The sequence below is a fragment of the Hyphomonas sp. genome, assembly GCF_037969335.1.
In the GTDB taxonomy this organism is placed as follows: domain Bacteria; phylum Pseudomonadota; class Alphaproteobacteria; order Caulobacterales; family Hyphomonadaceae; genus Hyphomonas.
This window is the reverse complement of record NZ_JBBKXE010000142.1, coordinates 1-19,527: the sequence shown is the minus strand read 5'-3', so window position 1 is coordinate 19,527 and position 19,527 is coordinate 1. Positions and strand designations below refer to the sequence as shown.

The following is a 19,527-nucleotide window of genomic DNA, read 5'->3' as shown; positions in this document are numbered from 1 at the left end:
GGCAGGTCAAGCAATCAGGCGGCGATGACGAATGTCGCGATGACCTTCTTGCGGCCGGTCTTGTCGAAATCCACGGTCAGCTTGTTGCCCTCGGAAAAAACCACTTTGCCGTAGCCGAACTTGTCGTGGAAGACGCGGCTGCCGGCCTTGTGCGTGTCCGGGCCGCCGGATGTGGCCGTGAGGGGGCCGGCATCGGACGGAGGCCGCGACGGGGTGCGCGAGGCGTTCTCCTGCAAGCGCTTCCAGCCGGGGCTGTCATAGGATGAGCGCGCGCCAAGGTCTTCCATCGTGCCGGAAAAGGCCTCTTCGCCGCCCGGCATACCGGAAAAGCCGGTCTCGCTCATGGCATCGACATGTTCGTGGGGCAGTTCGTCGACGAAACGGCTGGGCATGACGCTTTGCCAGCGGCCATAGATCTGGCGATTGGTGACGAAGGAGATATAGGCGCGGGCCCGGGCGCGGGTGATGCCGACATAGGCGAGGCGGCGCTCCTCTTCGAGGCCTTTCAGGCCGCTTTCGTCGAGGCTGCGGCGCGACGGGAAGACTTCCTCCTCCCAGCCCGGCAGGAAGACCATCGGCCATTCGAGCCCCTTGGCGCCGTGCAGCGTCAGGATCTGGACCTGGTCCTCGCCTGTCCCGCCGCTGGACGCATCCATCACCAGTTGCACGTGTTCGAGGAAACCGGCGAGCGTATCGAACTCGCCCATGGCGCGGACGAGTTCCTTCAGGTTGTCGAGCCGGGTCTGGGCCTGCGGGCTGCGATCCTTCTGCAGCATGTCGGTATAGCCGGACTCTTCGAGGATGACTTCGGCCAGTTCGGTATGCGGCAGGCCGTTCGCCAGCTTGTCGCGCCACATGTTGATATGGTCGATGAACTGGGTGAGGCCACGCTTGGCGCCGCCTTTGATCTCGTCGGTCTGCAGCACCATGGGCGTCAGCGTGTAGAGGCTGCGCCCATCGGCGCGGGCATAGGCCTGCAGCTTGGCCAGCGTCGTGTTGCCGACGCCGCGCTTGGGCTCGTTGACCACGCGCTCGAAGGCGAGGTCATCGTCGGGGGAACGGATGAGGCGGAGATAGGCCATGGCATCGCGGATCTCGGCGCGCTCGAAGAAACGCGGGCCGCCGATCACGCGGTAAGGGATGCCCAGCATGATGAAGCGTTCCTCGAAGGCCCGCATCTGCCACGAGGCCCGCACCAGCACGGCACAATCGTCATGCTTGCCGCCGCCCCGCACCCAGCTTTCGATATCATCGGCGATCAGGCGGCTTTCCGCCTCGCCATCCCACAGGCCGCGCACCTTGACCTTTTCGGCATCGACCGTGTCAGACGGGCTGTCATCGCCGACATAGAGCGTCTTTCCGAGACGGCCCCGGTTATGGCTGATGACGCTGGAGGCGGCGGCGAGGATATGCCGGGTCGAGCGGTAATTGCGCTCGAGCCGGATGACTTTGGCACCCGCGAAATCCTTCTCGAAGCGCAGGATATTGTCCACTTCGGCGCCGCGCCAGCCATAGATCGACTGGTCGTCATCGCCGACGCAGCAGATATTGTGACTGCCCTGGGCCAGCATGCGCAGCCAGAGATACTGGGCGACGTTGGTATCCTGGTACTCGTCGACGAGGATGTATTTGAAGCGCGCGTGATAATCCTTCAGGACATCAGGGTTCTCGCGAAACAAGGTGATGTTGTGCACCAGCAGGTCGCCGAAATCGCAGGCGTTCAGCACTTTCAGCCGGTTCTGGTAGATCTCGTAGCACTTGATGCCCCTGCCATCGGCAAACAGGTGGGCGTCCTCGGACGGCACGCGGTCTGGCGTGAGCGCGCGGTTCTTCCACCCATCGATCAGGCTGGCCAGGAAACGCGGCGTCCAGCGCTTGGGATCGATATTCTCGGCCTGGATGATCTGCTTGCAGAGGCGGACCTGGTCGTCGGTATCGAGAATGGTGAAGCTGGACTTCAGGCCGACCAGTTCGGCATGCTGGCGCAGGATCTGCGCGCTGATCGCGTGGAACGTGCCGAGCCAGCGCAGGCCCTCGCCATCCGGGCCGATCAGCTTCAGCGCACGTTCGCGCATTTCGCGGGCGGCCTTGTTGGTGAAGGTGACGGTCAGCGTCTGGCTGGGCCAGGCTTTCTTGGTGCCGATGATATGGGCGAGACGCGTGGTCAGCACGCGCGTCTTGCCGGTGCCGGCACCGGCCAGAACGAGCAATGGCCCGTCAGTGTGCAGCACGGCCTCGCGCTGTTCGGGATTCAGGCCCGCAAGGTAAGCAGCTTCGCCCGCCGCTGCTGGCGGACGCGCGGCAGCCATCTGGCTGATCGAAAGGCGATTCGGATCGGAACTCATGGAGAACATATAGCAGGGATTGGCACTTGTGTTAGTCTGCGTCGGCACTTTGGAGGGAGGAACGCATAGCGATGACAGCGGAAGAAATGATGGCCAGCATGAAGGCGGGCCTGAAAGACAAGACCGGCAAGGCGCTTGAAGACTGGGTGAAGGTGGTCAAGGCGAGCGGCATCGAGAAGCATGGCGAGCAGGTGACAATGCTCAAGACCGATCATGGTCTGGGCCATGGCCATGCCAATTTCATCTGCCAGGCCGCCAAAGGCCGGTTCGACGCCGATCCGTCAGACATGCTGGACGCGCAATACACGGGCAAGGAAAAGCTGCGACCCGTTCACGATGCGCTGGTGAAATATGCCACTTCGCTCGGCAAGGACGTGGAAATCGGCACCAAGAAGACCAGTGTCGCGCTTCGCCGGTCCAAGAATTTCGCCGTGATCGTTCCGGCGACCAAGACGCGGATCGATTTGGGCATCAACCTGAAGGGCGAACCGGGCACAGCGCGCCAGCTGGACGAAAAGCCGGGATCCATGTGTACGCACAAGGTGCGGCTGGAAACCGTGGCGGATGTCGATGCCGAGGTGAAGGCCTGGCTGAAGGACGCCTATGGACGCGCCTAGCGCGCTGCCGGCTTGTTGAACGCAATCGTGACCTGGCCGATCTCAATGCCGTAGCGCGTGACATAGGCCCGGTTGATCAGGACATCGTCCTCCATCAGGTACATCCAGTCGTCAAAGCCGACATTCCATGTCGAGCCGCCGACCTTGAGGTCGACCTTGTATTTCCAGTTGAACGCGTTGCCCGATACCTGCCCGCTGGCCAGGCCCGGAACGTCGCCAGCCGTGCCGCGATAGGCACCGTCGCCCAGCACGTCGATCTCCCAGACCCGCGTATCGCGCTCGCCGTCATCATATTTGAACTTTTCCGTCAGGGTCAGCCGGTCGCCATCGAGTGTCCCGGTGATGTCGACCTTGAACTGGCGGCGCACCTTGCCGAAACGATCTTCGAACACGCCATAGGCGGCTGTTTCTCCCAGAAAATAGTCTTCGAGCACAAGCTGGCGGGGACTGTCGGCAAGCTGGGTCACTTGCTGGCTGGCACAGGCGGTTGTCATCGAGGAGACCACCAGCAGGACAGACGCAATGGCTTTTGAAATGGGCATACCGAACCTTTCAGGCTGCAGGAGCATGTCTCCTGCCACCCTCTACGCAGGTGCGTCGGCATCGGATGAAAAATACCCTGCCGGAACGCGCGAGAGGTCAGCTACGCGTCCAGGCAGGGCGAGTGAAGTGCGGGTGTGTCGCACCTCATAAGGGAGGATCCAGCAACAATGCCGGACATTCGGTTGCAGCCGATCAGGGCTGAAGGGGAACGATCCAACGGGGTCTATGCCGTCCCACCCCAGCGCAGAAATCTGGCCACGTCCGCGCACCGTTTGGTGACGCGGACATTGGCATGTTTCCCCCGCACGTTCAAGACGTTCCTCGCTCTAGTAGAGCGTTGCGAGGGACTTTGCGTCATAGTTCGTGAGTTCGGAGGTGCGGCCCTCGCGGACCTTCTTGGCCCAGTCAGGATCCTGCAGCAGCGCCCGGCCGACGGCGACGAGGTCGAATTCGCCCTTGTCGAGACGCGCTTCGAGATCGTCGAGCCTGCGAACGGTCGCGCCTTCGCCGCGGAAGGCCTTCTCGAAATCGCCGGTAAGGCCAACCGAGCCGACCGTGATCGACGGGAGACCCGTCAGCTTTTTCGCCCAGCCAGCCGTGTTGAGTCCGTTCTCGCCGTCGACATCCGGGAATTCGGCTGTCCAGTAGCGACGCTGTGAGGCGTGGAGCACGTCGACGCCAGCATCGACGAAGACCTTGAGGAAGGCTTCGAATTCCGCCGGGGTCTGCGCCAGACGCGCCGTGTAATCCTGTTGCTTCCATTGCGAGAAACGCAGGATGATCGCGATATCCGGGCCGACCTGTTTGCGGGTTTCTTTGATGATGTCACCTGCGAACGTGGCACGTTCAGGCAGCGAGCCGCCAAAGCGGTCGTCGCGCTTGTTCATCACGTCCCAGAAGAATTCGTCGATCAGGTAGCCATGGGCGCCATGAATCTCGATGGCGTCAAAGCCGAGCCGCACAGCTTCGCCGGCAGCATTGGCATAGGCCATGACCATGTCGTCGACTTCGGCGCTGGTCGGCGCCTCGAAGACCTGTTTGCCGGAATGGGTGATGCCCGACGGGCTGTCGGTCGGGGCATCGGGTTCCGGGCCGGTGCCGGGCTTGCGCATCATGCCCTGGTGCCAGAGCTGCGGCGCGATCAAGCCGTTCACGGCGTGGACTTTCTCGACGACGCGCTTCCAGCCCGCCAGGGCTTCCGGTTTGTAGAAGTTCGGCACGTTCGGATCATTCGAGGACCCGCCCCGCTTCACGGTCGTGCCCTCGGTCACGATCAGGCCGACATCGGCGGCCGCCCGGCGCGCATAATAGTCGGCGACATCCTCACCCGGAACACCGCCCGGCGACTTGCTGCGCGTCATCGGCGCCATCACGATACGGTTGGGCAGGTTGAGGGATTTGATCTTGAGTGGCTTGAAAAGCGGGCTGGTCATGCGGGCGGGCTCCATTGAAATCAGGCACTCAAGTGGCGTCGGCGCCTGCCCGCGTCAACCATTGACCTTGCGGCGGCGCCGGGGCACCGGTTCATGAGGGGTTCAGCGCGTTTCACCAGAGTGAAGCGCGACCAGATCGAAAACGGGGATAGTTCCATGCGATTTTTCTTTTTCCTGGCCGCGACGGCCCTGCTCGCAGCCTGCCAGACGCCGGGCTATGACTACGAGGCCCGGATCGCACCGAATTTCCCTCAGGCGGCTGAATACCGCGCCCCGGATATCGGCCGCTTTCGTGGCCCGGCGGGCGATGTGGCCGAAGGTGAATTGGCGGCGATGATCGCCGAAATCCGTCTCGACGGCAGGCCCTGGTTCATTGTTTCACAGGGGCAACCCGACAGCGTTTATGAAGGCCGCGTGGATATCGATGCCTGGGATGAAGAGGTCCGGTATGAGCGCGAACGCCGGTGCGTCAGACATGACGGCCTGTTCGACTGCAAGCGTCACGCCCTTGTGGAAACCGAATGCACGACCGAGTCCGTGGCTGTCACGGTGACAACGACACTGGTCGACCTGGGCAGCAATCGCGACGTGTTCACGGCAGCCCAACCGGGCGGATCGGCGCGCGAAACCTGCATCGACATTGCCGAATATCCCGATGATGGCCGGTCTGAAGGTGTCTACCGTGATCCGCGCCAGTCGAACTACAATCCCTACAATGCCCCGATCGGCATGGTGCAGGACGCGGTGGTCGAGGCCGTGCGGCGCTTCCGCTATGATATCGCGCCCTACAACAAGACCGTGCGCGCCGAGATCATGACCGAGGGCCTTATCCCCGAAGAACAGAATGACACGCGCTTCGCGCTGGCGGTCGACGCCACGAAGGGCGGCAATTTCATGGGCGCGTGCGCGCAATGGGACGAGCTCGGACGCGCCTATCCGCGCGCGCCTGCGGTGCTGCACAATCTGGGCGCCTGCGCCGAGGCGCGCGGCGACATGGAGACGGCGCAGCTGCGCTATGCCCGGGCGGCGGATTTGGCCAGCGGCATTCCCCTGCTGAAAGACAAGAAGGCCCGGCCGATCTTCGACGCGCTGGAGCGCGTGTCAGGCCGTCGCTATGACGAGATGTTGCTGGATGGCAGCCTGCCGAAATCCGGCAGCTGAGGCCTAGCCGCCGAACAGGGTGGCCAGCGTGACGCCGGTTTCGCTGGCTTCGGCGGCGATGCCCCAGGCGATGCCGCCCGAAAAGGCGATGGTGCAAACGACGAACTTGATCAGGACATTTTTCATCTGACGGATTCTCCCGGTTTGGAACACTCTGAAGAGACAGAGTGCAAGCCGGAGGCCGCGCAGGAAGGTCTTGTTAACCTTGTTTGTCCGGGTCGCCGTCCAGGCGGTGCCCGTCAGTGAGTTTGGCCAGTTTCTCGGCGCGCGCTTCCTCCAGCGTCCGCTCGGCCTTGGTGCGTCCGAACTTGGCGCGGTTCTCTGTCGCCGACTGCGCCTTGGCACTGCGCGCCTTGGCCTTGCGGGCCTTGTTGAGATTGATCGGCGTGGTCATGGCGCCCAGACTACTCAGCCGAAGGCGGCCAGTCGAGCGTCGAGGCGCGCTTTCACGTCCGGCCATTCGCTGACGAGGATCGAGAAGAAGGCCGTATCACGGACAAATCCGTCCTGCAGGACGCGGTGGTTACGCAACACGCCTTCCTGTTTCGCACCGAGCTTCAGCACCGCCGCCTGTGACCGCTTGTTGCGCGCGTCGACCTGAAACTGGACCCGCAAAGCCCCTTCGCCGAAAGCATGTGCCAAGAGGAGCCGCTTGGCCGCCGGGTTGATCGCCGTACCGGCAGCATGCGGCGCATAGGCCGTCATGCCGATCTCGGCGCCGCGATTGACGACGTTCGGATCGAGATAGCTGGTAATGCCGAGATAGTCCGCGCCACCGGCCGAGAGAACCGCAAACGGGATCATCGTGCCTGCGGCTGCACGCTGGGCAATATTATCCAGCCAGCGTCCGATCCAGTCGCCCGGCCCCCGGTGCGACCAAAGCAGGAACTGCTCCGGCGCGCGCTCCGCCATTTCGCGCAACGGCCCGGCATGCGTGTCCACGTGGAAGGGCACGAGCCGGACATGGGCATCCGCCAGCGTGACGGGCGCCAGGTTCATTCCTTGTGAGCGTCGCGCCATTGTTCCATCGCCAGCGAGATGGCGAAGGTTTCACGGTATTTCGGGCTGGAGGCCGGGCGCGGCGCGCGGGCCGATGTCATCGCCATGATTTCAGCGAGCTTGTTGTGGGCTGCGCCCGACTGGCCCGCGCCGATATAGGCGTGCAGTTCGACCAGCGCCGACGAGAGCGGGTCATGCGCGCGGATCACGAAATAGGGCTCGTCATCAGCGAGCTTGCCGATGACATCGAACTGGGACGGGTTGTCCTTGGAGCCGACGGGAGGTTTGGACATGGGGTGGTCCCTTTCTGGGCGGAAGTGATTCTCTTGTCCGCACTCTAGTGCGCCCGCGCCGCCCCGTCAGCCACAAGATGACGCGGAGCGACGCGTGCAAGCAGACCTGTCAGCTCGACGAGACGATGCCGCCGTCGCACGGAATGGTGTGGCCGGTGATGTAGGCGGACGCCTTCGACGACAGGAACATGGCGAGGCCGGCAATATCGCTCGGCGTGCCGACGCGGCCGGACGGGTTGCGGCTCGCCACAGAGCCCCAATCGACGCCCTCTGTCTCGCCTTTGAAGCCGACGCCGGTCGACAGCATCCATGTCGGGAATGGCCCCGGCGCGATGCCGTTGACGAGGATGTGCTCACCGGCGAGGTGCGCGCCCATGAAGCGCGTGAGATGGATCACGGCGGCCTTCGACGTGCCATAGGCAAAACCGCTCATCGGGCTTGTGTGCATGCCGTCAATCGAGGCGATATTGATGACGCGAGCCGGGTCGGACGCGCTGGCGGACTTGCGCAGCAGCGGCATCAGTTTCTGGGTGAGGAAGAAGACGCCCTTGACATTGACGTCCATCACCTTGTCCCAGCCGACTTCCGGGAAGTCTTCCAGGGTCGCGCCCCAGGCCACGCCGGCATTGTTGACCAGCACGTCGATCTTTTCCTCGCGCTTCTCGATTTCGCTGACGAGGTGGTTGATGCCATCCAGGTTGCCGACATCCGACGGGATGGCATAGATTTCGCCGCCATATTCGGCCTTGAGGCGCTCAACCGTTTCCTCGCAGGCCTTCGCCTTGCGCGACGAAATGATGACCTTCGCGCCCTGACTGAGGAAGCCGGCTGCGATCATTTCGCCAATGCCGCGCGACCCGCCGGTCACCACCACCGTCTTGCCGGCGACCGAAAACAAATTGCTGAAATCCATGCTCACGAAATATCTCCTCCTGCTTAGCCCCTGTTCTTGGCGGAGTGCCAAAGACGGCGCAAGGGCACAGGCAATGACCCCAGCGGAATCATCGGCAAGACGCCGCTCTGGAGGCGCGGACGTCTTGGCTCCCGTTGCGTGTCCGTCTCAATAGCCCGCGACCAGCCGGTCCAGGGCATTTGTCAGCAACGTGTATTGGTCCGCCAGCGACCCGATGCGGCGCGTGAGAAGCCCGGTCGGAATGGCAACGGCCTCGTCCACAACCGCGACATACTGAGTGCCACCCAGTTCAAGCACTGGATTGATCTGGGTGACTCGCCCCGGAAAATTGATGGGATAGAGCGGAACCACCAGTACGTTCGGTAAATCGAGATAATAGGTGCCAGCCATGACGACGACCGCCACAACTTCGCCGACATCGTCCACGGCGAACACATCAAACTGTTTCATCGCGGGCGGAATACGCCGTGGCGCTGTCCGAATGTTCCATGTTTTTCGATGTGGCGGCGCTTCGCTTCGATCGCGTCCCGGTTGTCGTCGTACCAGGCTTGTCTAGACGCTTCGCGAAGGGCATCGATTCCGCCTTGGGCAATCAGGGCTTCAACCTCAAGCCCTTGCGACCTGGCCTGTTCAAGCAGGGCCGGTGGCACAAGAACACCCACCGTGGTCTTGCCATCAAAGGACGCGGCCTCTTCAGCCACGCTCCCTGCACGCGTCGGCGAAATAGTGTCGAGGCCGAGAAGTTCGGTCGCCGTCACTTCGCCGTTCGTGGCGGCTTCTATACGCTTGGCGGCAGCAGGCGAGACGCGACTGGTGTTATTTTCGATTCTCATTATTTGGGTGTGAGATAGGCCTGCAAGCCTTCCCACCTCAGCCAGAGACAAATTGGTTTGCTTTCGCCATTTTTTCAACTGCATGAAATGTTACATAACATAACTTTTCATGCACTTTAAGCTAAATCACCCCGGCGAGATCATTTTTGCCGGATCGACAATCGCGTCGAAATCCTCTTCCGAGATGCCGAGGGCGAGGGCCTCGACTTTCAGTGTCGTGCCATTCTTGTGCGCATTCTTCGCCACTTTCGCCGCGAGGTCGTAGCCGTATTTTTCCTTGAGTGGCGTCACCAGCATCAGGGAATTGTCGAGGCCGCGCTTGATATTGTCGAGGCGCGGTTCGATGCCGACGACGCAATTGTCGGTGAAGCTGACCGCGGCATCGGCGAGCAGGCGTGTCGACTGGAGGAAATTGTAGGCCATCATCGGGTTGAACACGTTGAGCTCGAAATGGCCTTGCGACCCGGCGAAGCCGATGGCGGCATTGTTGCCATGGATATGGGCGCAGACCTGGGTCAGCGCCTCGCACTGGGTCGGGTTGACCTTGCCGGGCATGATCGACGAGCCGGGCTCGTTCTCCGGCAAGGCCAGTTCGCCGAGACCCGAACGCGGGCCCGATCCAAGAAAGCGGATATCATTGGCGATCTTGAAACAGCTCATCGCCACGGTGTTGATCGCGCCATGCGTGAACACCATCGCGTCATGCGCGGCGAGCGCTTCGAACTTGTTCGGTGCTGTCGTGAATTTGAGGCCCGTGATCTTGGCGATCTTTTCGGCAACCGCTTCGGCAAAGCCGACCGGCGAGGCGAGGCCGGTGCCAACCGCCGTGCCGCCCTGCGCCAGCTGCATCAGCATGGGCAGCGTCGACTCGATGCGCGCGATACCGTTCTTCACCTGCTGGGCATAGCCGGAGAATTCCTGGCCGAGCGTGACGGGTGTCGCGTCCTGCGTGTGCGTGCGGCCAATCTTGATGATGTCGGCCCAGGCCTTCGCCTTGGCGTCGAGCGCGGCGTGGAGATGCTTCAGTGCCGGAACGAGGCGGTGGCTGACTTCCTCGGCGCAGGCAATGTGCATGGCCGTCGGGAACGTATCATTCGACGATTGGGACATGTTCACATGGTCGTTCGGGTGGACCGGCTTTTTCGAGCCCATCTCGCCGCCAAGGATTTCAATGGCGCGGTTCGAGATCACCTCATTGGCGTTCATGTTCGACTGCGTGCCCGAACCCGTCTGCCAGACGACAAGCGGGAAATGATCGTTCAGCTTGCCTTCGATCACTTCATCTGCGGCCTGGATGATGACCTTGCCGAGGTCTGGATCCATCTTGCCGAGGTCCATATTGGCCTCAGCCGCAGCCTTCTTGACGATGCCGAGCGCGCGGATGATCGGCTCCGGTTGTTTCTCCCAACCGATCTTGAAATTGCCGAGGCTGCGCTGGGCCTGCGCGCCCCAGTAGCGGTCGGAGGCGACCTCAACAGGGCCCATCGTGTCGGATTCGGTGCGGGTGGGGGTCTTGGCCATTGAAACGGGCTCCGTGAAATTCGCTGGATTGTTGCTGGGCGCGGTTTAGCATGCGGGCAGAACTGGGCAAGGTGGCCATCCGCATGGGCGATCGTCTCGAAATTCACCGGAAGCGGTACAGCGAGTCCGTCATGCTGTTCCTGCTCGGCCTCGCCATGGCGGGCGGGCTTGTCGTGCTGGTCCGCGTGCCGGTGAGCGCATTCGGCAGCGGGCTGGCGGGCGGGTTGCTCAAGACCCTGCTTGCCATGGCGCTGGTTGGTCTTGCCCTGCTGATCTACTGGCGCGTCCAGCAGGCATTGTCGGCCGTGCCGGAAATGGTCATCGACGGGCGCGGCATCCTGATGCGTATCGGCGGGCGCGAGCAATTGCTGGCCTGGGACGATATTGTCGGCCTGCGCATCGACACCGTGCGCGGCAGCCGCTCGCTGCATGTCAGCCCGGCGCCGGACCTTGTCCTCGGCCAGAGCGTCGGACGGCTCGTCGGATGGATGGAAATCATCCTCACCAAGGGCAGGATCAGCGTCGATTTCCACGAGCTGCTCGATTTCGTGAAACGCGTTGCCCCGCCCCACCTCGCCGCGCAATTGTGACGGCCCCGTCCAAAATGGCTGGCAATGCGGGCGGCGCCCGATAACATGCCGTCATGATCGAAAAACTGTCTGACCCGACCGTCCTGTTCGCTCTCGTGATCGCCTTCTATGTCGGCTTCACGGTGCGCGGCTGGGGACGCAAGTCCCATTCGCCCACGCCGATGACACAGGAAGACGTCGCCGGGGCGCTGGACAGCGTGACCGTGTCGCGCTGGATGGACATCGACGCCGAGATCGACGCGCGCCGGAAGCTTGCCGCGATCAAGCTGTTGCGCACGGCGACCGGGCTTGGCCTGAAGGATTCCAAGGAAGCCATCGAGGCCCGTATGGCGGCGCGCGGGATGGGTCGGCGTTGAGTGATGACTGGGTCCAGTCCGGAAAGGTGCGTGCACGTATCACCGAGATGGGCGCGCTGGAAGTGCGCTGCCATGGGCTGACGACACAGACGAAATATTACAAGGGCCTGCTCAAGGAATTCTTCCGCAAGGAGTTCCCGCCGCTGCGGCCCGGCTATGGCGACTACAGCGTGCACATCGTGATGGAATATACCGGCGAGGCACCATGGATGGACCTCGACAATCTCGCCAAGGCCCTGCTCGACAGCCTGACCGGAAACGTGTTCGAGGATGACCACCAGGTCGCCCGCCTGCTGGTCGAGCGGCGCGTCGGCGAGCGCGAAGGCATCTGGCTCAGCGCCGAAGCGATGGAGTAGCGCGCCCCCTCATCCCTGACCCACCTAACCTCCCCCTTTCAGGGGGAGGAACAGTCCGTGCCAATTGGTGAGGTCAGCCCCCCGAAAGAAACCCCTCCCCCTGAAAGGGGGAGGCTGGGTGGGGGTCCAGCAGACTGGTAGCCACCGACTAGTGCGAAGTTAAAATAACCCTTCTCTAAACCTCCACCACCAGCGTCTCCAGTCCCCTGAAGAACGGCAAAGCCCGCCAGACGAGGTCCTGCTCCGCCAGCCGCATGTCCGGATAGCGTTCGAACAGTTTCTGGTAGACGCGCCGCGCTTCGATCCGGGCGAGCGGCGCGCCGATGCAGATATGGGGGCCGCCGCCGAAGGCGACATGGCTGGAGCGTTTCACGGTGATGTCGAATGCGTCGGGCGCATCGAATGTCCCTGCATCGCGATTGGCCGAGGCGAGCGAACAGAACACGGCCTGCCGCGCCTTCATCGGACAGCCGGCGACTTGCTGGTCTTCCGCGAGAATGCGCGAGGTGGCCGATACCGGCGCCTCGTAGCGCAGCACTTCCTCGACCGCCTGCCCGCCAAGGCCCGAATTGGCCTTGAGCGCGGCCAGCTGGCCCGGATGGTTCAGGAACAGCCAGACACCATTACCGATCAGGTCGGTCGTCGTCAGGTTGCCACCGACAAGCAAGGCCTGAAGATTCAGGAGCAGTTCGTCATCGCTCATGTCGGCCTCACCGCTCGCGAGCAACTGGACCATGTCGGAGATGAGGTCGTCGCGGGGGCCTGCACGCCGGGCGGTCATCAGTTCAGTGAAATAGGCGTCGAGCGCTTCGGCGCCGCTGATCAGGCGCGCGGTTTCGTCTTCCGTGCGCATGGGGTTGAGGCCGAGGATCACGTCTTCCGACCACTGTCGGAAATCGGCGAGTCGGCTTTCATCGACACCCAGTATGCGGGCAATCACCAACACCGGGATCGGCACGGCAATCGCTTCCATCAGGTCGAACGCGCCCTCGGCCGGGGCCGCTGCAATCGTGTCGTCGATGATCGCTTCGATTTCGGGCTTCATCTTGTTGATGCGCGCATAGAAAGCCTTGGCCAGCGGCTGGCGGATACGGGCATGGTCGGGATCGTCGAGGAAGAGGATGCTGGTGCGTGAACTGTCAGTCTCGTCGTCGACAAGACGGCGGGGCAGCGATCCCTCCTCCGCCTTGATCGGCAGGCGCACATGGCTGCGATCATTGACTAGGCCGCGCACATCGTCATAGCGCGTCAGCAGCCAGGTCTTCGCCATCTCGTCCCGCATGACCGGACAGGCTTCGCGCAGCGCCTTGAGCGGCGTGTGGGGATCGTTGCGGGCTTCAGGCACGAAAGCTGAAATTTCGATGATGCCCTGGGGCACTTTCACCGTACTGGTATCGTCTGCCATCTGATTCCTCCTGGAATTCTTGTTTTCCGGAGAGTACCACAGGTCAGGGACACTGGCGCAGATGCCGTGGCGTCAGCCCAGCCGCTTGAACGGCATCGGGATGGCCGTGGCTGTCGCCTTGGCGACGAGCTTGCCGTCGGCGTCGAAACATTCGGCTTCCATGAAAGCGGCGGACCTGCCGAGCTTCAGGATACGGGCCTCGACATGGGCCGGGCCGGGCATCAGGCGGCGCAGGAAGCTGGTCTTCATTTCGAGAGTCGGCGCCGTCATCGTCACGTTCGACGCAATAATGACGCAGGTACTCATCGCCTCGTCCAGCATGGCGGAGATGAAGCCGCCCTGCACGGCGCCCGTCGGATTGGCGAACATTTGCGGCACGTCGAAATCCATGCGGATGCGCATCGCGTCCTGCTCGACTTCGGTCAGCGTCATGCCGAGCGTATCGGAACAGGGCGGCCGTTTCTTCGAGCCCTGGAAACGGGCCAGCATGTCAGCGTCGCTGATGCGGGGCTTGTCTGTCTCTGCCAAAATCCCGGCGGCCTATTTGCGCCTGAAGGCGTCGAGGTTCACGACCGTGCCAGCCTCGACAGGTGCCGTGTCCTGTTCGGTCGCTTCGAAGGCGGCGGCTGGTGCAATGACCTCCGCGTCCTTGTTCGTGTTCTCGAAGGTCAGGCCGAAATTCACGGACGGGTCCACGAAGCGCGTGATCGCGGCGTAAGGCACGAACAGGTGCTGCGGCACGCCGGAGAATTTCAGGATGATCTCGAAATGGCCCTCGTTCACTTCGAGGTCCCAGAACTGGTGCTGCACGACGATGGTCATGTCTTCCGGGAAACGCTCTGTCAGGTAGTCGGCGACCTTCACGCCCGGCGCCTTGGTGCGGAACGTGATGTAGAAATGGTGATCGCCGGGCAGTCCGCCATTGGCGAGCGCGCGCTTCAGCGATTCGCGAACGACGCCCCGCATGGCCGCCTGGGTGAGCGCGTCATATCCGATGTAATCCGTCATGTTCGCTGTATCGCCCTCGATCCTGATGTTGGTAACTTCTTGTACACTATGCCCGCTCCCATTCCCCCGCAACGGGCTTCGCACGGCAGGCGAGGAAAAAAACAGCACTCGCTCAATTGCAACGGCGCAGAGTGGATTGTCTGGTCCTGTAATCATCCCGCCAGTTGAGCCCGCGCAGCCGACCGCCATGATCGCTCGCCAACGCCACGCGCGGATTCGGTCAACTTGAGCAGAAGCGCTTGATGTGCAGGCGACTTGCGTCTGGCAGAGTCAGTAATTGCCGGGCGGGTCGCTCGCGGGAAACGACTCGTCGCTCTCCTCGTCAACCTCGTCCCATTCCTCCGGCGGGTTTTCCATGTTCTCTGGACCCGCAGGGCGGATCTCCCGCACATCTTCCGGGACGTCTTCTTTTTCCGTTGGCTTGCCTGACATGATGAGTCTCCATTCATGATTAAGTCCTGATCAACGCGGGATGCCGCACAAGGTTGCCCCGACGGGTGGGTCCTTTCCGCTCTGGCCAAGGCCGGTGGCGGCGCATAGGCTTGCAGGCCAGACGAGAGACTTGCAGGAGAAGACGAACCATGAAGATGCCACAGGCAGGCCGTGAGTGGAGCGATGTCCGCGCCGATATGATTGCGCGTGGGGGCGGCGACGCCGCCTGGCGCGACGGGCGCACAGCGGTCTATGTGTTCAATGCCGGTGAAGATATCTCCCGCATCCAGCATGAAGGCTATGGCCTCTACATGGCCGAGAACGGGCTTGGCCCGCTCGCCTTCCCGAGCCTGGCGCAGATGGAGAAGGAAGTCATCGGCATGGGCCTCGACCTGCTGCACGGGCCGGATGGCGCGACCGGTGCGATGACCTCCGGCGGCACCGATTCGATCACGATGGCGATCAAGACGGCGCGCGACTATGCCCGCGCCAATGGCATGCCTCGCGAGGGCGCCAATATCGTGCTGGCCCAGTCGGCCCATCTCGCCTTCGACAAGGCGGCGCACCTGATGGATATCGAGGTCCGCCGCGTGCCGCTGAAAACCGACGGCTCCTATGAAGCCGACCCGGCCGCGATGGGCGCAGCCTGCGATGCGTCCACGATCATGATGGTCGGCTCGGCGCCCAGCTTCCCGCATGGGATCATCGACCCGATTGCCGCGCTCGGCGAGGTGGCTGCGAAGAAGAATGTCTGGCTGCATGTCGATGCCTGCGTCGGTGGCTATTTCGCCCCCTTCGCGCGGATGAACGGCGTGCCGGTGCCACCCTTCGATTTCGAAGTGCCACAGGTTCACTCGATGAGCGCCGACCTGCACAAATATGGCTATTGCGCCAAGGGCGCCTCGACCGTGCTGTTCCGTTCCGAGGAACTCTACCAGTACATGCCCTTCGACATGGCGGGCTGGTCAGGCGCGCCGATGAAGACGCCGACCCTTGCCGGCACACGGCCCGGCGGCGCGATCTCTGCCGCCTGGGCGGTAATGAACACGCTGGGCGTTGCGGGCTATCGCGAGAAGCAGGGCCTTGTCTGCGAAACGCGCGAGCGGATCGAGGAAGGCGTCAAACGGCTCGGCTTTGAAATCCTCGGTAATCCGATGCTCGGCCTGATGGCCTTCCGTCACCCGGACCATCACGCTTTTGCACTCTATGGCGAAATCTACCGGCGCGGATGGTTCACCTCGGTCACCAAGGAGCCGCCCAGCCTGCATCTGATGCTGTCACCCAAGCATGCCGAAATTGTCGACGACTACCTCGCCGACCTCGAAGCCAGCATGGCCACGGTCGCAGGCGGCCTAGCCGGGCCAAAGGTTGAAGCGCGCTATAGCTGACGCCCAGGCGCCGGGCGGAATCTGACAGAGCAAAAATCGAACTTGTGCGGTCGTAAATTGGCTCTATTCTCCGGCGATCGGCATTCCGCCGGAAAGATTTTCAGACATGATTTTTGACCGGGTGAAATCGCTGGACGCCATCTTGGCCACGGCTGAGAAAAAATCGCTGCACCGCTCCCTGGGCGCCTTCCAGCTGACCATGCTGGGTATTGGAGCGATTATCGGCACGGGTATTTTTGTGCTGACGGCTGCCGCTGCCCAGAAAGCCGGGCCGGGCATGATGTTCTCATTCATGATTGCCGGGTTCGTCTGCGCCGTTGCGGCGCTCTGCTATTCCGAGCTGGCCTCGATGGTTCCGGTTTCGGGCTCGGCCTACACCTATACCTACGCTGTCATGGGCGAACTGCTCGCCTGGATGGTCGGCTGGGCCCTGATCCTCGAATATGCCGTGGCCGCGTCGGCCGTGTGCGTTGGCTGGTCGGGCTATGTGATGGGGCTGATCGCGCATACGACCGGGCTCGGATTGCCGGAATTCCTGAACAGCGGCCCGGCCTGGGGCCTCAACGGTTTCATGCCGACGGTGGATTTCAGCCATGGCGTGATCAACCTGCCGGCCATCCTGGTCGCCGGGGCCGTGACCTGGCTCCTGGTTCTCGGCACCAGCGAAAGCGCCTCGGTCAACGCCGTCCTCGTGGCGATCAAGATCGTGGCCCTGACGGCCTTTATCGTGCTCAGCATGCCGCTCCTGAAAGGCGAAAATTTCACGCCCCTCCTGCCGACCGGAATCATGGGCCATGACGGATTGGGGGTTGTCGGCGCAGCCGCCTCGATCTTCTTTGCCTATGTCGGCTTTGACGCCGTCTCGACGGCGGCGGAAGAGACCAAGAATCCGCAGCGCAATGTGCCGATCGGCCTGATCGGGTCGCTGGCGATCTGCACCATATTCTACCTGCTGGTTGCCGCCGGCGTGGTGGGAACTGTCGGCGCCCAACCGGTGCGGGATGCTGCCGGCATGGTCCTGTCGCCCGACGGCGTGGCGTTCGCCAATCGCTGTGCCGAACTGTCGGGACTTGGCGAAGCCCCCATCGTCTGCTCCAAGGAAGCCCTCGCCGAAACGCTGCGGCGGATCAATTTCCCGCTGATCGGCAACCTGGTCGGCCTGGCCGCTTCGATTGCCCTGCCCTCGGTCATCCTGATGATGATCTATGGCCAGACGCGCATCTTTTTCGTCATGGCGCGCGACGGCTTGCTGCCTGAAAGCCTGGCAGATGTTCACCCGAAATACCGGACGCCGTGGAAGATGACCATTTTCACCGGCATCGTTGTTGCCATTGCCGGCGCGTTCTTTCCCGTCGGCCAGCTGGCCGACATTTCAAACTCGGGCACGCTGTTCGCCTTCTTCATGGTGGCGCTGGCCGTCATGATCCTGCGCAAGACCGACCCGGACCGGCACAGGCCCTTCCGGACACCGCTGATCTGGATCATTGCGCCCATCGCGGCCCTCGGTTGTCTCGGCCTCTACCTGAACCTGCCCTTCATCGCGAAGATGGTGCTGCCAATCTGGGGCTCTATCGGCCTGCTGATCTACTTCCTCTACAGCCGGGGTCACAGCCATCTCGGGCGCGGCTCTTTGGAAGTGCACGAACTGGATCCGGACGCACCGCCGCAACCCGTACCGCCAATCGACTGACAGACAGGCGGGACCGTGGACGCGCCTAGCGGCAAGCCTTGTTCATGATGACACCTTGATGCAGTCTCCGGGAAACCCAACCATCCCGGAGACCCTTCATGCGCCTCATCACCACCAGTCTCGCCGCCCTTGCCCTCTCCGCCTGCGTCCATGCTCAGGCGCCGAGTGACAAGGCCGTGCTCGACAGTATCGATGCGCGCTATGACGAAACCGCTGCCATGGCCCGGCAAATCTGGGATTGGGCAGAAGTCGGCTACCAGGAAGACAAATCCTCCGGCCTGCTGCAATCAAAGCTGAGCGACGCAGGCTTCACGATCGAAGCCGGTGTTGCCGGCATCCCGACAGCCTTCGTCGCCAGCTATGGCTCCGGTGGTCCGGTGATTGCCGTACTCGCCGAATTCGACGCCCTGCCCGGCATCAACCAGGACGCCAGTCCCGATCGCTCACCCATCGTAGGCAAGCATGCCGGCCATGCCTGCGGGCATAACCTGTTCGGCGCGGGCTCCGTCGGTGCCGCGCTGGCCATCCGGGACTGGCTGGAACAGACCGGTACGCCGGGCACGATCCGTCTTTACGGTACGCCCGCCGAAGAAGGCGGCAGCGGCAAGGTCTACATGGTGCGCGAGGGCCTGTTCGATGATGTCGATATCGCCCTGCACTGGCATGGCGACGACGAGAACTCCGCTGCGGCGCAAACGTCGCTCGCCAACCGCTCGGCCAAGTTCCGCTTTTACGGCGTATCGGCCCATGCCGCTGGCGCGCCGGAACGCGGGCGCTCGGCCCTCGATGGCGTCGAATCGTTCAACTACATGGTCAACATGATGCACGAACACATCCCCCAGGATGCGCGCATCCACTATGTCATCACATCCGGCGGTGTCGCCCCGAACGTGGTGCCGGACTTTGCGGAAGTCTTCTACTATGCCCGCCACCCACGCGCCGACGGCGTCGAGGACATCTGGGCCCGCATGGAAGACGCGGCGCGCGGCGCGGCGATGGGCACAGGTACACGTGTCGAGTGGGAAGTGATCCACGGCAACAATCCGCTTCTGGTCAACGAAACGCTGGCGAAGATGATGGATGCCAAGCTGCGACAGGTCGGCGGCGTGGACTATAATGCCGAGGAAGAAGCCTTCGCCGAGGAGATCTACAAGAGCTTCGCGAAACCCGAACTGCCGCTGGGCAGTGAGAAAGAGGTGCAGCCATTCGAAGTCTCGCTTGGTTATGGCTCAACGGATGTGGGGGACGTATCTTCCGCCGTTCCGACCGTTGGCCTGCGTGCGGCAACGTGGGTGCCCGGCACGGCCGCCCATAGCTGGCAGGCCGTTGCCGCCAGCGGCATGTCGATTGGCTACAAGGGCGCACAGGTTGCTGCCAAGACGCTGACGCTCGCGGCGATCGAACTGTACGAGAACCCCGAATTGCGTACGGCCGCCCGCGCTGAGTTCGACGCCGCGCGCGGCGAGGACTACGAATACACATCGCTGCTGGGTGATCGCGACCCGCCGCTCGATTACCGGAAATAGGGGAGAAAAGTGGAGGCTTCTGTTGCCAGGCGCCTCCGGGCCCCGCCTAAGGAGCTGAATCCTTAGGAGTTAATTCGGTTAACTACGTACAGCTACGCTGCGAGCAGTTGACCTTCAG

23 protein-coding genes are annotated in these 19,527 nt (G+C 62.7%); 8 read left to right on the top strand and 15 right to left on the bottom strand.

The genetic code is table 11. The features are described 5' to 3' along the window. Positions 1-14: 14 nt before the first annotated feature. Positions 15-2,345, bottom strand: coding sequence for a UvrD-helicase domain-containing protein (locus AADA04_RS10755; RefSeq protein WP_340693266.1), 2,331 nt, complete (start codon positions 2,343-2,345; stop codon positions 15-17). A 71-nt stretch (positions 2,346-2,416) separates the two neighbouring features. On the opposite strand from AADA04_RS10755, the gene AADA04_RS10750 reads away from it, so the two are divergent. Continuing rightward, on the top strand, positions 2,417-2,962 hold the full coding sequence (locus tag AADA04_RS10750) for a DUF5655 domain-containing protein (RefSeq protein ID WP_340693265.1): 546 nt from the start codon (positions 2,417-2,419) through the stop codon (positions 2,960-2,962). Here the strand turns inward: AADA04_RS10750 and AADA04_RS10745 are convergent. Both AADA04_RS10745 and AADA04_RS10740 read right to left on the bottom strand, forming a co-directional pair. Continuing rightward, the gene (locus tag AADA04_RS10745; protein ID WP_340693264.1) at positions 2,959-3,504 is read right to left on the bottom strand and encodes a DUF3833 domain-containing protein; all 546 of its coding nucleotides are present in this window, start codon (positions 3,502-3,504) and stop codon (positions 2,959-2,961) included. The two genes, AADA04_RS10750 and AADA04_RS10745, sit on opposite strands and share 4 nt — an antisense overlap. 327 nt (positions 3,505-3,831) lie before the next feature. Next, complete coding sequence (locus AADA04_RS10740) at positions 3,832-4,938, bottom strand: NADH:flavin oxidoreductase (RefSeq protein ID WP_340693263.1); 1,107 nt, start codon at positions 4,936-4,938, stop codon at positions 3,832-3,834. A 156-nt stretch (positions 4,939-5,094) separates the two neighbouring features. On the opposite strand from AADA04_RS10740, the gene AADA04_RS10735 reads away from it, so the two are divergent. Beyond that, complete coding sequence (locus tag AADA04_RS10735) at positions 5,095-6,099, top strand: hypothetical protein (RefSeq protein ID WP_340693262.1); 1,005 nt, start codon at positions 5,095-5,097, stop codon at positions 6,097-6,099. A 3-nt stretch (positions 6,100-6,102) separates the two neighbouring features. Here the strand turns inward: AADA04_RS10735 and AADA04_RS10730 are convergent, their stop codons facing one another. The 8 genes from AADA04_RS10730 to fumC all read right to left on the bottom strand — a co-directional run bounded on the left by AADA04_RS10730 (position 6,103) and on the right by fumC (position 10,658). After that, complete coding sequence (locus AADA04_RS10730) at positions 6,103-6,225, bottom strand: hypothetical protein (RefSeq protein WP_340693261.1); 123 nt, start codon at positions 6,223-6,225, stop codon at positions 6,103-6,105. Positions 6,226-6,298: 73 nt separating this feature from the next. Continuing rightward, positions 6,299-6,493 carry a DUF4169 family protein gene (locus tag AADA04_RS10725; RefSeq protein ID WP_340693260.1) on the bottom strand — a complete coding sequence of 65 codons (195 nt, stop codon included), beginning with the start codon at positions 6,491-6,493 and terminating at the stop codon, positions 6,299-6,301. Positions 6,494-6,507: 14 nt separating this feature from the next. Then, positions 6,508-7,119 carry a GNAT family protein gene (locus AADA04_RS10720; RefSeq protein ID WP_340693259.1) on the bottom strand — a complete coding sequence of 204 codons (612 nt, stop codon included), beginning with the start codon at positions 7,117-7,119 and terminating at the stop codon, positions 6,508-6,510. Beyond that, positions 7,095-7,391 carry an aspartate decarboxylase gene (locus AADA04_RS10715; RefSeq protein WP_340693258.1) on the bottom strand — a complete coding sequence of 99 codons (297 nt, stop codon included), beginning with the start codon at positions 7,389-7,391 and terminating at the stop codon, positions 7,095-7,097. Before AADA04_RS10715 ends, AADA04_RS10720 begins: the two co-directional genes overlap by 25 nt. Positions 7,392-7,500: 109 nt before the next feature. Then, positions 7,501-8,304 carry an SDR family oxidoreductase gene (locus AADA04_RS10710; RefSeq protein WP_340693274.1) on the bottom strand — a complete coding sequence of 268 codons (804 nt, stop codon included), beginning with the start codon at positions 8,302-8,304 and terminating at the stop codon, positions 7,501-7,503. Positions 8,305-8,451: 147 nt separating this feature from the next. After that, complete coding sequence (locus tag AADA04_RS10705) at positions 8,452-8,754, bottom strand: CcdB family protein (RefSeq protein ID WP_340693257.1); 303 nt, start codon at positions 8,752-8,754, stop codon at positions 8,452-8,454. Continuing rightward, a complete protein-coding gene (locus AADA04_RS10700) occupies positions 8,751-9,221 on the bottom strand; it encodes a type II toxin-antitoxin system CcdA family antitoxin (RefSeq protein ID WP_340693256.1) in 471 nt (156 codons plus the stop codon). Before AADA04_RS10700 ends, AADA04_RS10705 begins: the two co-directional genes overlap by 4 nt. A gap of 42 nt (positions 9,222-9,263) precedes the next feature. Next, the gene (gene fumC / locus AADA04_RS10695) at positions 9,264-10,658 is read right to left on the bottom strand and encodes a class II fumarate hydratase (protein WP_340693255.1); all 1,395 of its coding nucleotides are present in this window, start codon (positions 10,656-10,658) and stop codon (positions 9,264-9,266) included. A gap of 50 nt (positions 10,659-10,708) precedes the next feature. Here fumC and AADA04_RS10690 point away from each other — a divergent pair, with 50 nt between their 5' ends. The 3 genes from AADA04_RS10690 to AADA04_RS10680 are packed head-to-tail and all read left to right on the top strand — an operon-like array spanning position 10,709 to position 11,960. Further along, complete coding sequence (locus tag AADA04_RS10690; protein WP_340693254.1) at positions 10,709-11,248, top strand: hypothetical protein; 540 nt, start codon at positions 10,709-10,711, stop codon at positions 11,246-11,248. 53 nt (positions 11,249-11,301) lie between these two features. Then, positions 11,302-11,604 (top strand): ribosomal protein L7/L12, encoded by a 303-nt coding sequence (locus AADA04_RS10685; RefSeq protein WP_340693253.1) that lies wholly within the window; start codon positions 11,302-11,304, stop codon positions 11,602-11,604. After that, positions 11,601-11,960 (top strand): RusA family crossover junction endodeoxyribonuclease, encoded by a 360-nt coding sequence (locus tag AADA04_RS10680; RefSeq protein ID WP_340693252.1) that lies wholly within the window; start codon positions 11,601-11,603, stop codon positions 11,958-11,960. The genes AADA04_RS10685 and AADA04_RS10680 overlap by 4 nt, the downstream gene beginning before the upstream one ends. 175 nt (positions 11,961-12,135) lie before the next feature. Here the strand turns inward: AADA04_RS10680 and AADA04_RS10675 are convergent, their stop codons facing one another. The 4 genes from AADA04_RS10675 to AADA04_RS10660 form a co-directional block, all read right to left on the bottom strand. After that, entirely contained in the window at positions 12,136-13,365 is a 1,230-nt protein-coding gene (locus AADA04_RS10675) for a cytochrome P450 (RefSeq protein ID WP_340693251.1), read from the bottom strand. A 72-nt stretch (positions 13,366-13,437) separates the two neighbouring features. Beyond that, positions 13,438-13,893 carry a PaaI family thioesterase gene (locus AADA04_RS10670; protein WP_340693250.1) on the bottom strand — a complete coding sequence of 152 codons (456 nt, stop codon included), beginning with the start codon at positions 13,891-13,893 and terminating at the stop codon, positions 13,438-13,440. A 12-nt stretch (positions 13,894-13,905) separates the two neighbouring features. Next, complete coding sequence (locus AADA04_RS10665) at positions 13,906-14,373, bottom strand: ClpXP protease specificity-enhancing factor SspB (RefSeq protein ID WP_340693249.1); 468 nt, start codon at positions 14,371-14,373, stop codon at positions 13,906-13,908. Positions 14,374-14,643: 270 nt separating this feature from the next. Beyond that, the gene (locus AADA04_RS10660; RefSeq protein WP_340693248.1) at positions 14,644-14,805 is read right to left on the bottom strand and encodes a hypothetical protein; all 162 of its coding nucleotides are present in this window, start codon (positions 14,803-14,805) and stop codon (positions 14,644-14,646) included. A gap of 149 nt (positions 14,806-14,954) precedes the next feature. Here AADA04_RS10660 and AADA04_RS10655 point away from each other — a divergent pair, with 149 nt between their 5' ends. From AADA04_RS10655 to AADA04_RS10645, 3 genes are all read left to right on the top strand, one after another. Then, positions 14,955-16,193 carry an aminotransferase class V-fold PLP-dependent enzyme gene (locus tag AADA04_RS10655; RefSeq protein WP_340693247.1) on the top strand — a complete coding sequence of 413 codons (1,239 nt, stop codon included), beginning with the start codon at positions 14,955-14,957 and terminating at the stop codon, positions 16,191-16,193. Between the two features lie 106 nt (positions 16,194-16,299). Continuing rightward, entirely contained in the window at positions 16,300-17,883 is a 1,584-nt protein-coding gene (locus tag AADA04_RS10650) for an amino acid permease (RefSeq protein ID WP_340693246.1), read from the top strand. 98 nt (positions 17,884-17,981) lie between these two features. Beyond that, the gene (locus AADA04_RS10645; RefSeq protein WP_340693245.1) at positions 17,982-19,409 is read left to right on the top strand and encodes an amidohydrolase; all 1,428 of its coding nucleotides are present in this window, start codon (positions 17,982-17,984) and stop codon (positions 19,407-19,409) included. The last annotated feature ends 118 nt before the right edge of the window (positions 19,410-19,527 follow it).

Coding starts and splice junctions, on each gene's coding strand:
- AADA04_RS10725 (WP_340693260.1), bottom strand. CDS start 6,493: ATGACCACGCCGATCAATCTCAACAAGGCCCGCAAGGCCAAGGCGCGC.
- AADA04_RS10710 (WP_340693274.1), bottom strand. CDS start 8,304: ATGGATTTCAGCAATTTGTTTTCGGTCGCCGGCAAGACGGTGGTGGTG.
- fumC (WP_340693255.1), bottom strand. CDS start 10,658: ATGGCCAAGACCCCCACCCGCACCGAATCCGACACGATGGGCCCTGTT.
- AADA04_RS10700 (WP_340693256.1), bottom strand. CDS start 9,221: ATGCAGTTGAAAAAATGGCGAAAGCAAACCAATTTGTCTCTGGCTGAG.
- AADA04_RS10750 (WP_340693265.1), top strand. CDS start 2,417: ATGACAGCGGAAGAAATGATGGCCAGCATGAAGGCGGGCCTGAAAGAC.
- AADA04_RS10740 (WP_340693263.1), bottom strand. CDS start 4,938: ATGACCAGCCCGCTTTTCAAGCCACTCAAGATCAAATCCCTCAACCTG.
- AADA04_RS10715 (WP_340693258.1), bottom strand. CDS start 7,391: ATGTCCAAACCTCCCGTCGGCTCCAAGGACAACCCGTCCCAGTTCGAT.
- AADA04_RS10730 (WP_340693261.1), bottom strand. CDS start 6,225: ATGAAAAATGTCCTGATCAAGTTCGTCGTTTGCACCATCGCCTTTTCG.
- AADA04_RS10675 (WP_340693251.1), bottom strand. CDS start 13,365: ATGGCAGACGATACCAGTACGGTGAAAGTGCCCCAGGGCATCATCGAA.
- AADA04_RS10755 (WP_340693266.1), bottom strand. CDS start 2,345: ATGAGTTCCGATCCGAATCGCCTTTCGATCAGCCAGATGGCTGCCGCG.
- AADA04_RS10660 (WP_340693248.1), bottom strand. CDS start 14,805: ATGTCAGGCAAGCCAACGGAAAAAGAAGACGTCCCGGAAGATGTGCGG.
- AADA04_RS10705 (WP_340693257.1), bottom strand. CDS start 8,754: ATGAAACAGTTTGATGTGTTCGCCGTGGACGATGTCGGCGAAGTTGTG.
- AADA04_RS10720 (WP_340693259.1), bottom strand. CDS start 7,119: ATGGCGCGACGCTCACAAGGAATGAACCTGGCGCCCGTCACGCTGGCG.
- AADA04_RS10745 (WP_340693264.1), bottom strand. CDS start 3,504: ATGCCCATTTCAAAAGCCATTGCGTCTGTCCTGCTGGTGGTCTCCTCG.
- AADA04_RS10735 (WP_340693262.1), top strand. CDS start 5,095: ATGCGATTTTTCTTTTTCCTGGCCGCGACGGCCCTGCTCGCAGCCTGC.
- AADA04_RS10690 (WP_340693254.1), top strand. CDS start 10,709: ATGCGGGCAGAACTGGGCAAGGTGGCCATCCGCATGGGCGATCGTCTC.
- AADA04_RS10665 (WP_340693249.1), bottom strand. CDS start 14,373: ATGACGGATTACATCGGATATGACGCGCTCACCCAGGCGGCCATGCGG.
- AADA04_RS10645 (WP_340693245.1), top strand. CDS start 17,982: ATGCGCCTCATCACCACCAGTCTCGCCGCCCTTGCCCTCTCCGCCTGC.
- AADA04_RS10655 (WP_340693247.1), top strand. CDS start 14,955: ATGAAGATGCCACAGGCAGGCCGTGAGTGGAGCGATGTCCGCGCCGAT.
- AADA04_RS10650 (WP_340693246.1), top strand. CDS start 16,300: ATGATTTTTGACCGGGTGAAATCGCTGGACGCCATCTTGGCCACGGCT.
- AADA04_RS10685 (WP_340693253.1), top strand. CDS start 11,302: ATGATCGAAAAACTGTCTGACCCGACCGTCCTGTTCGCTCTCGTGATC.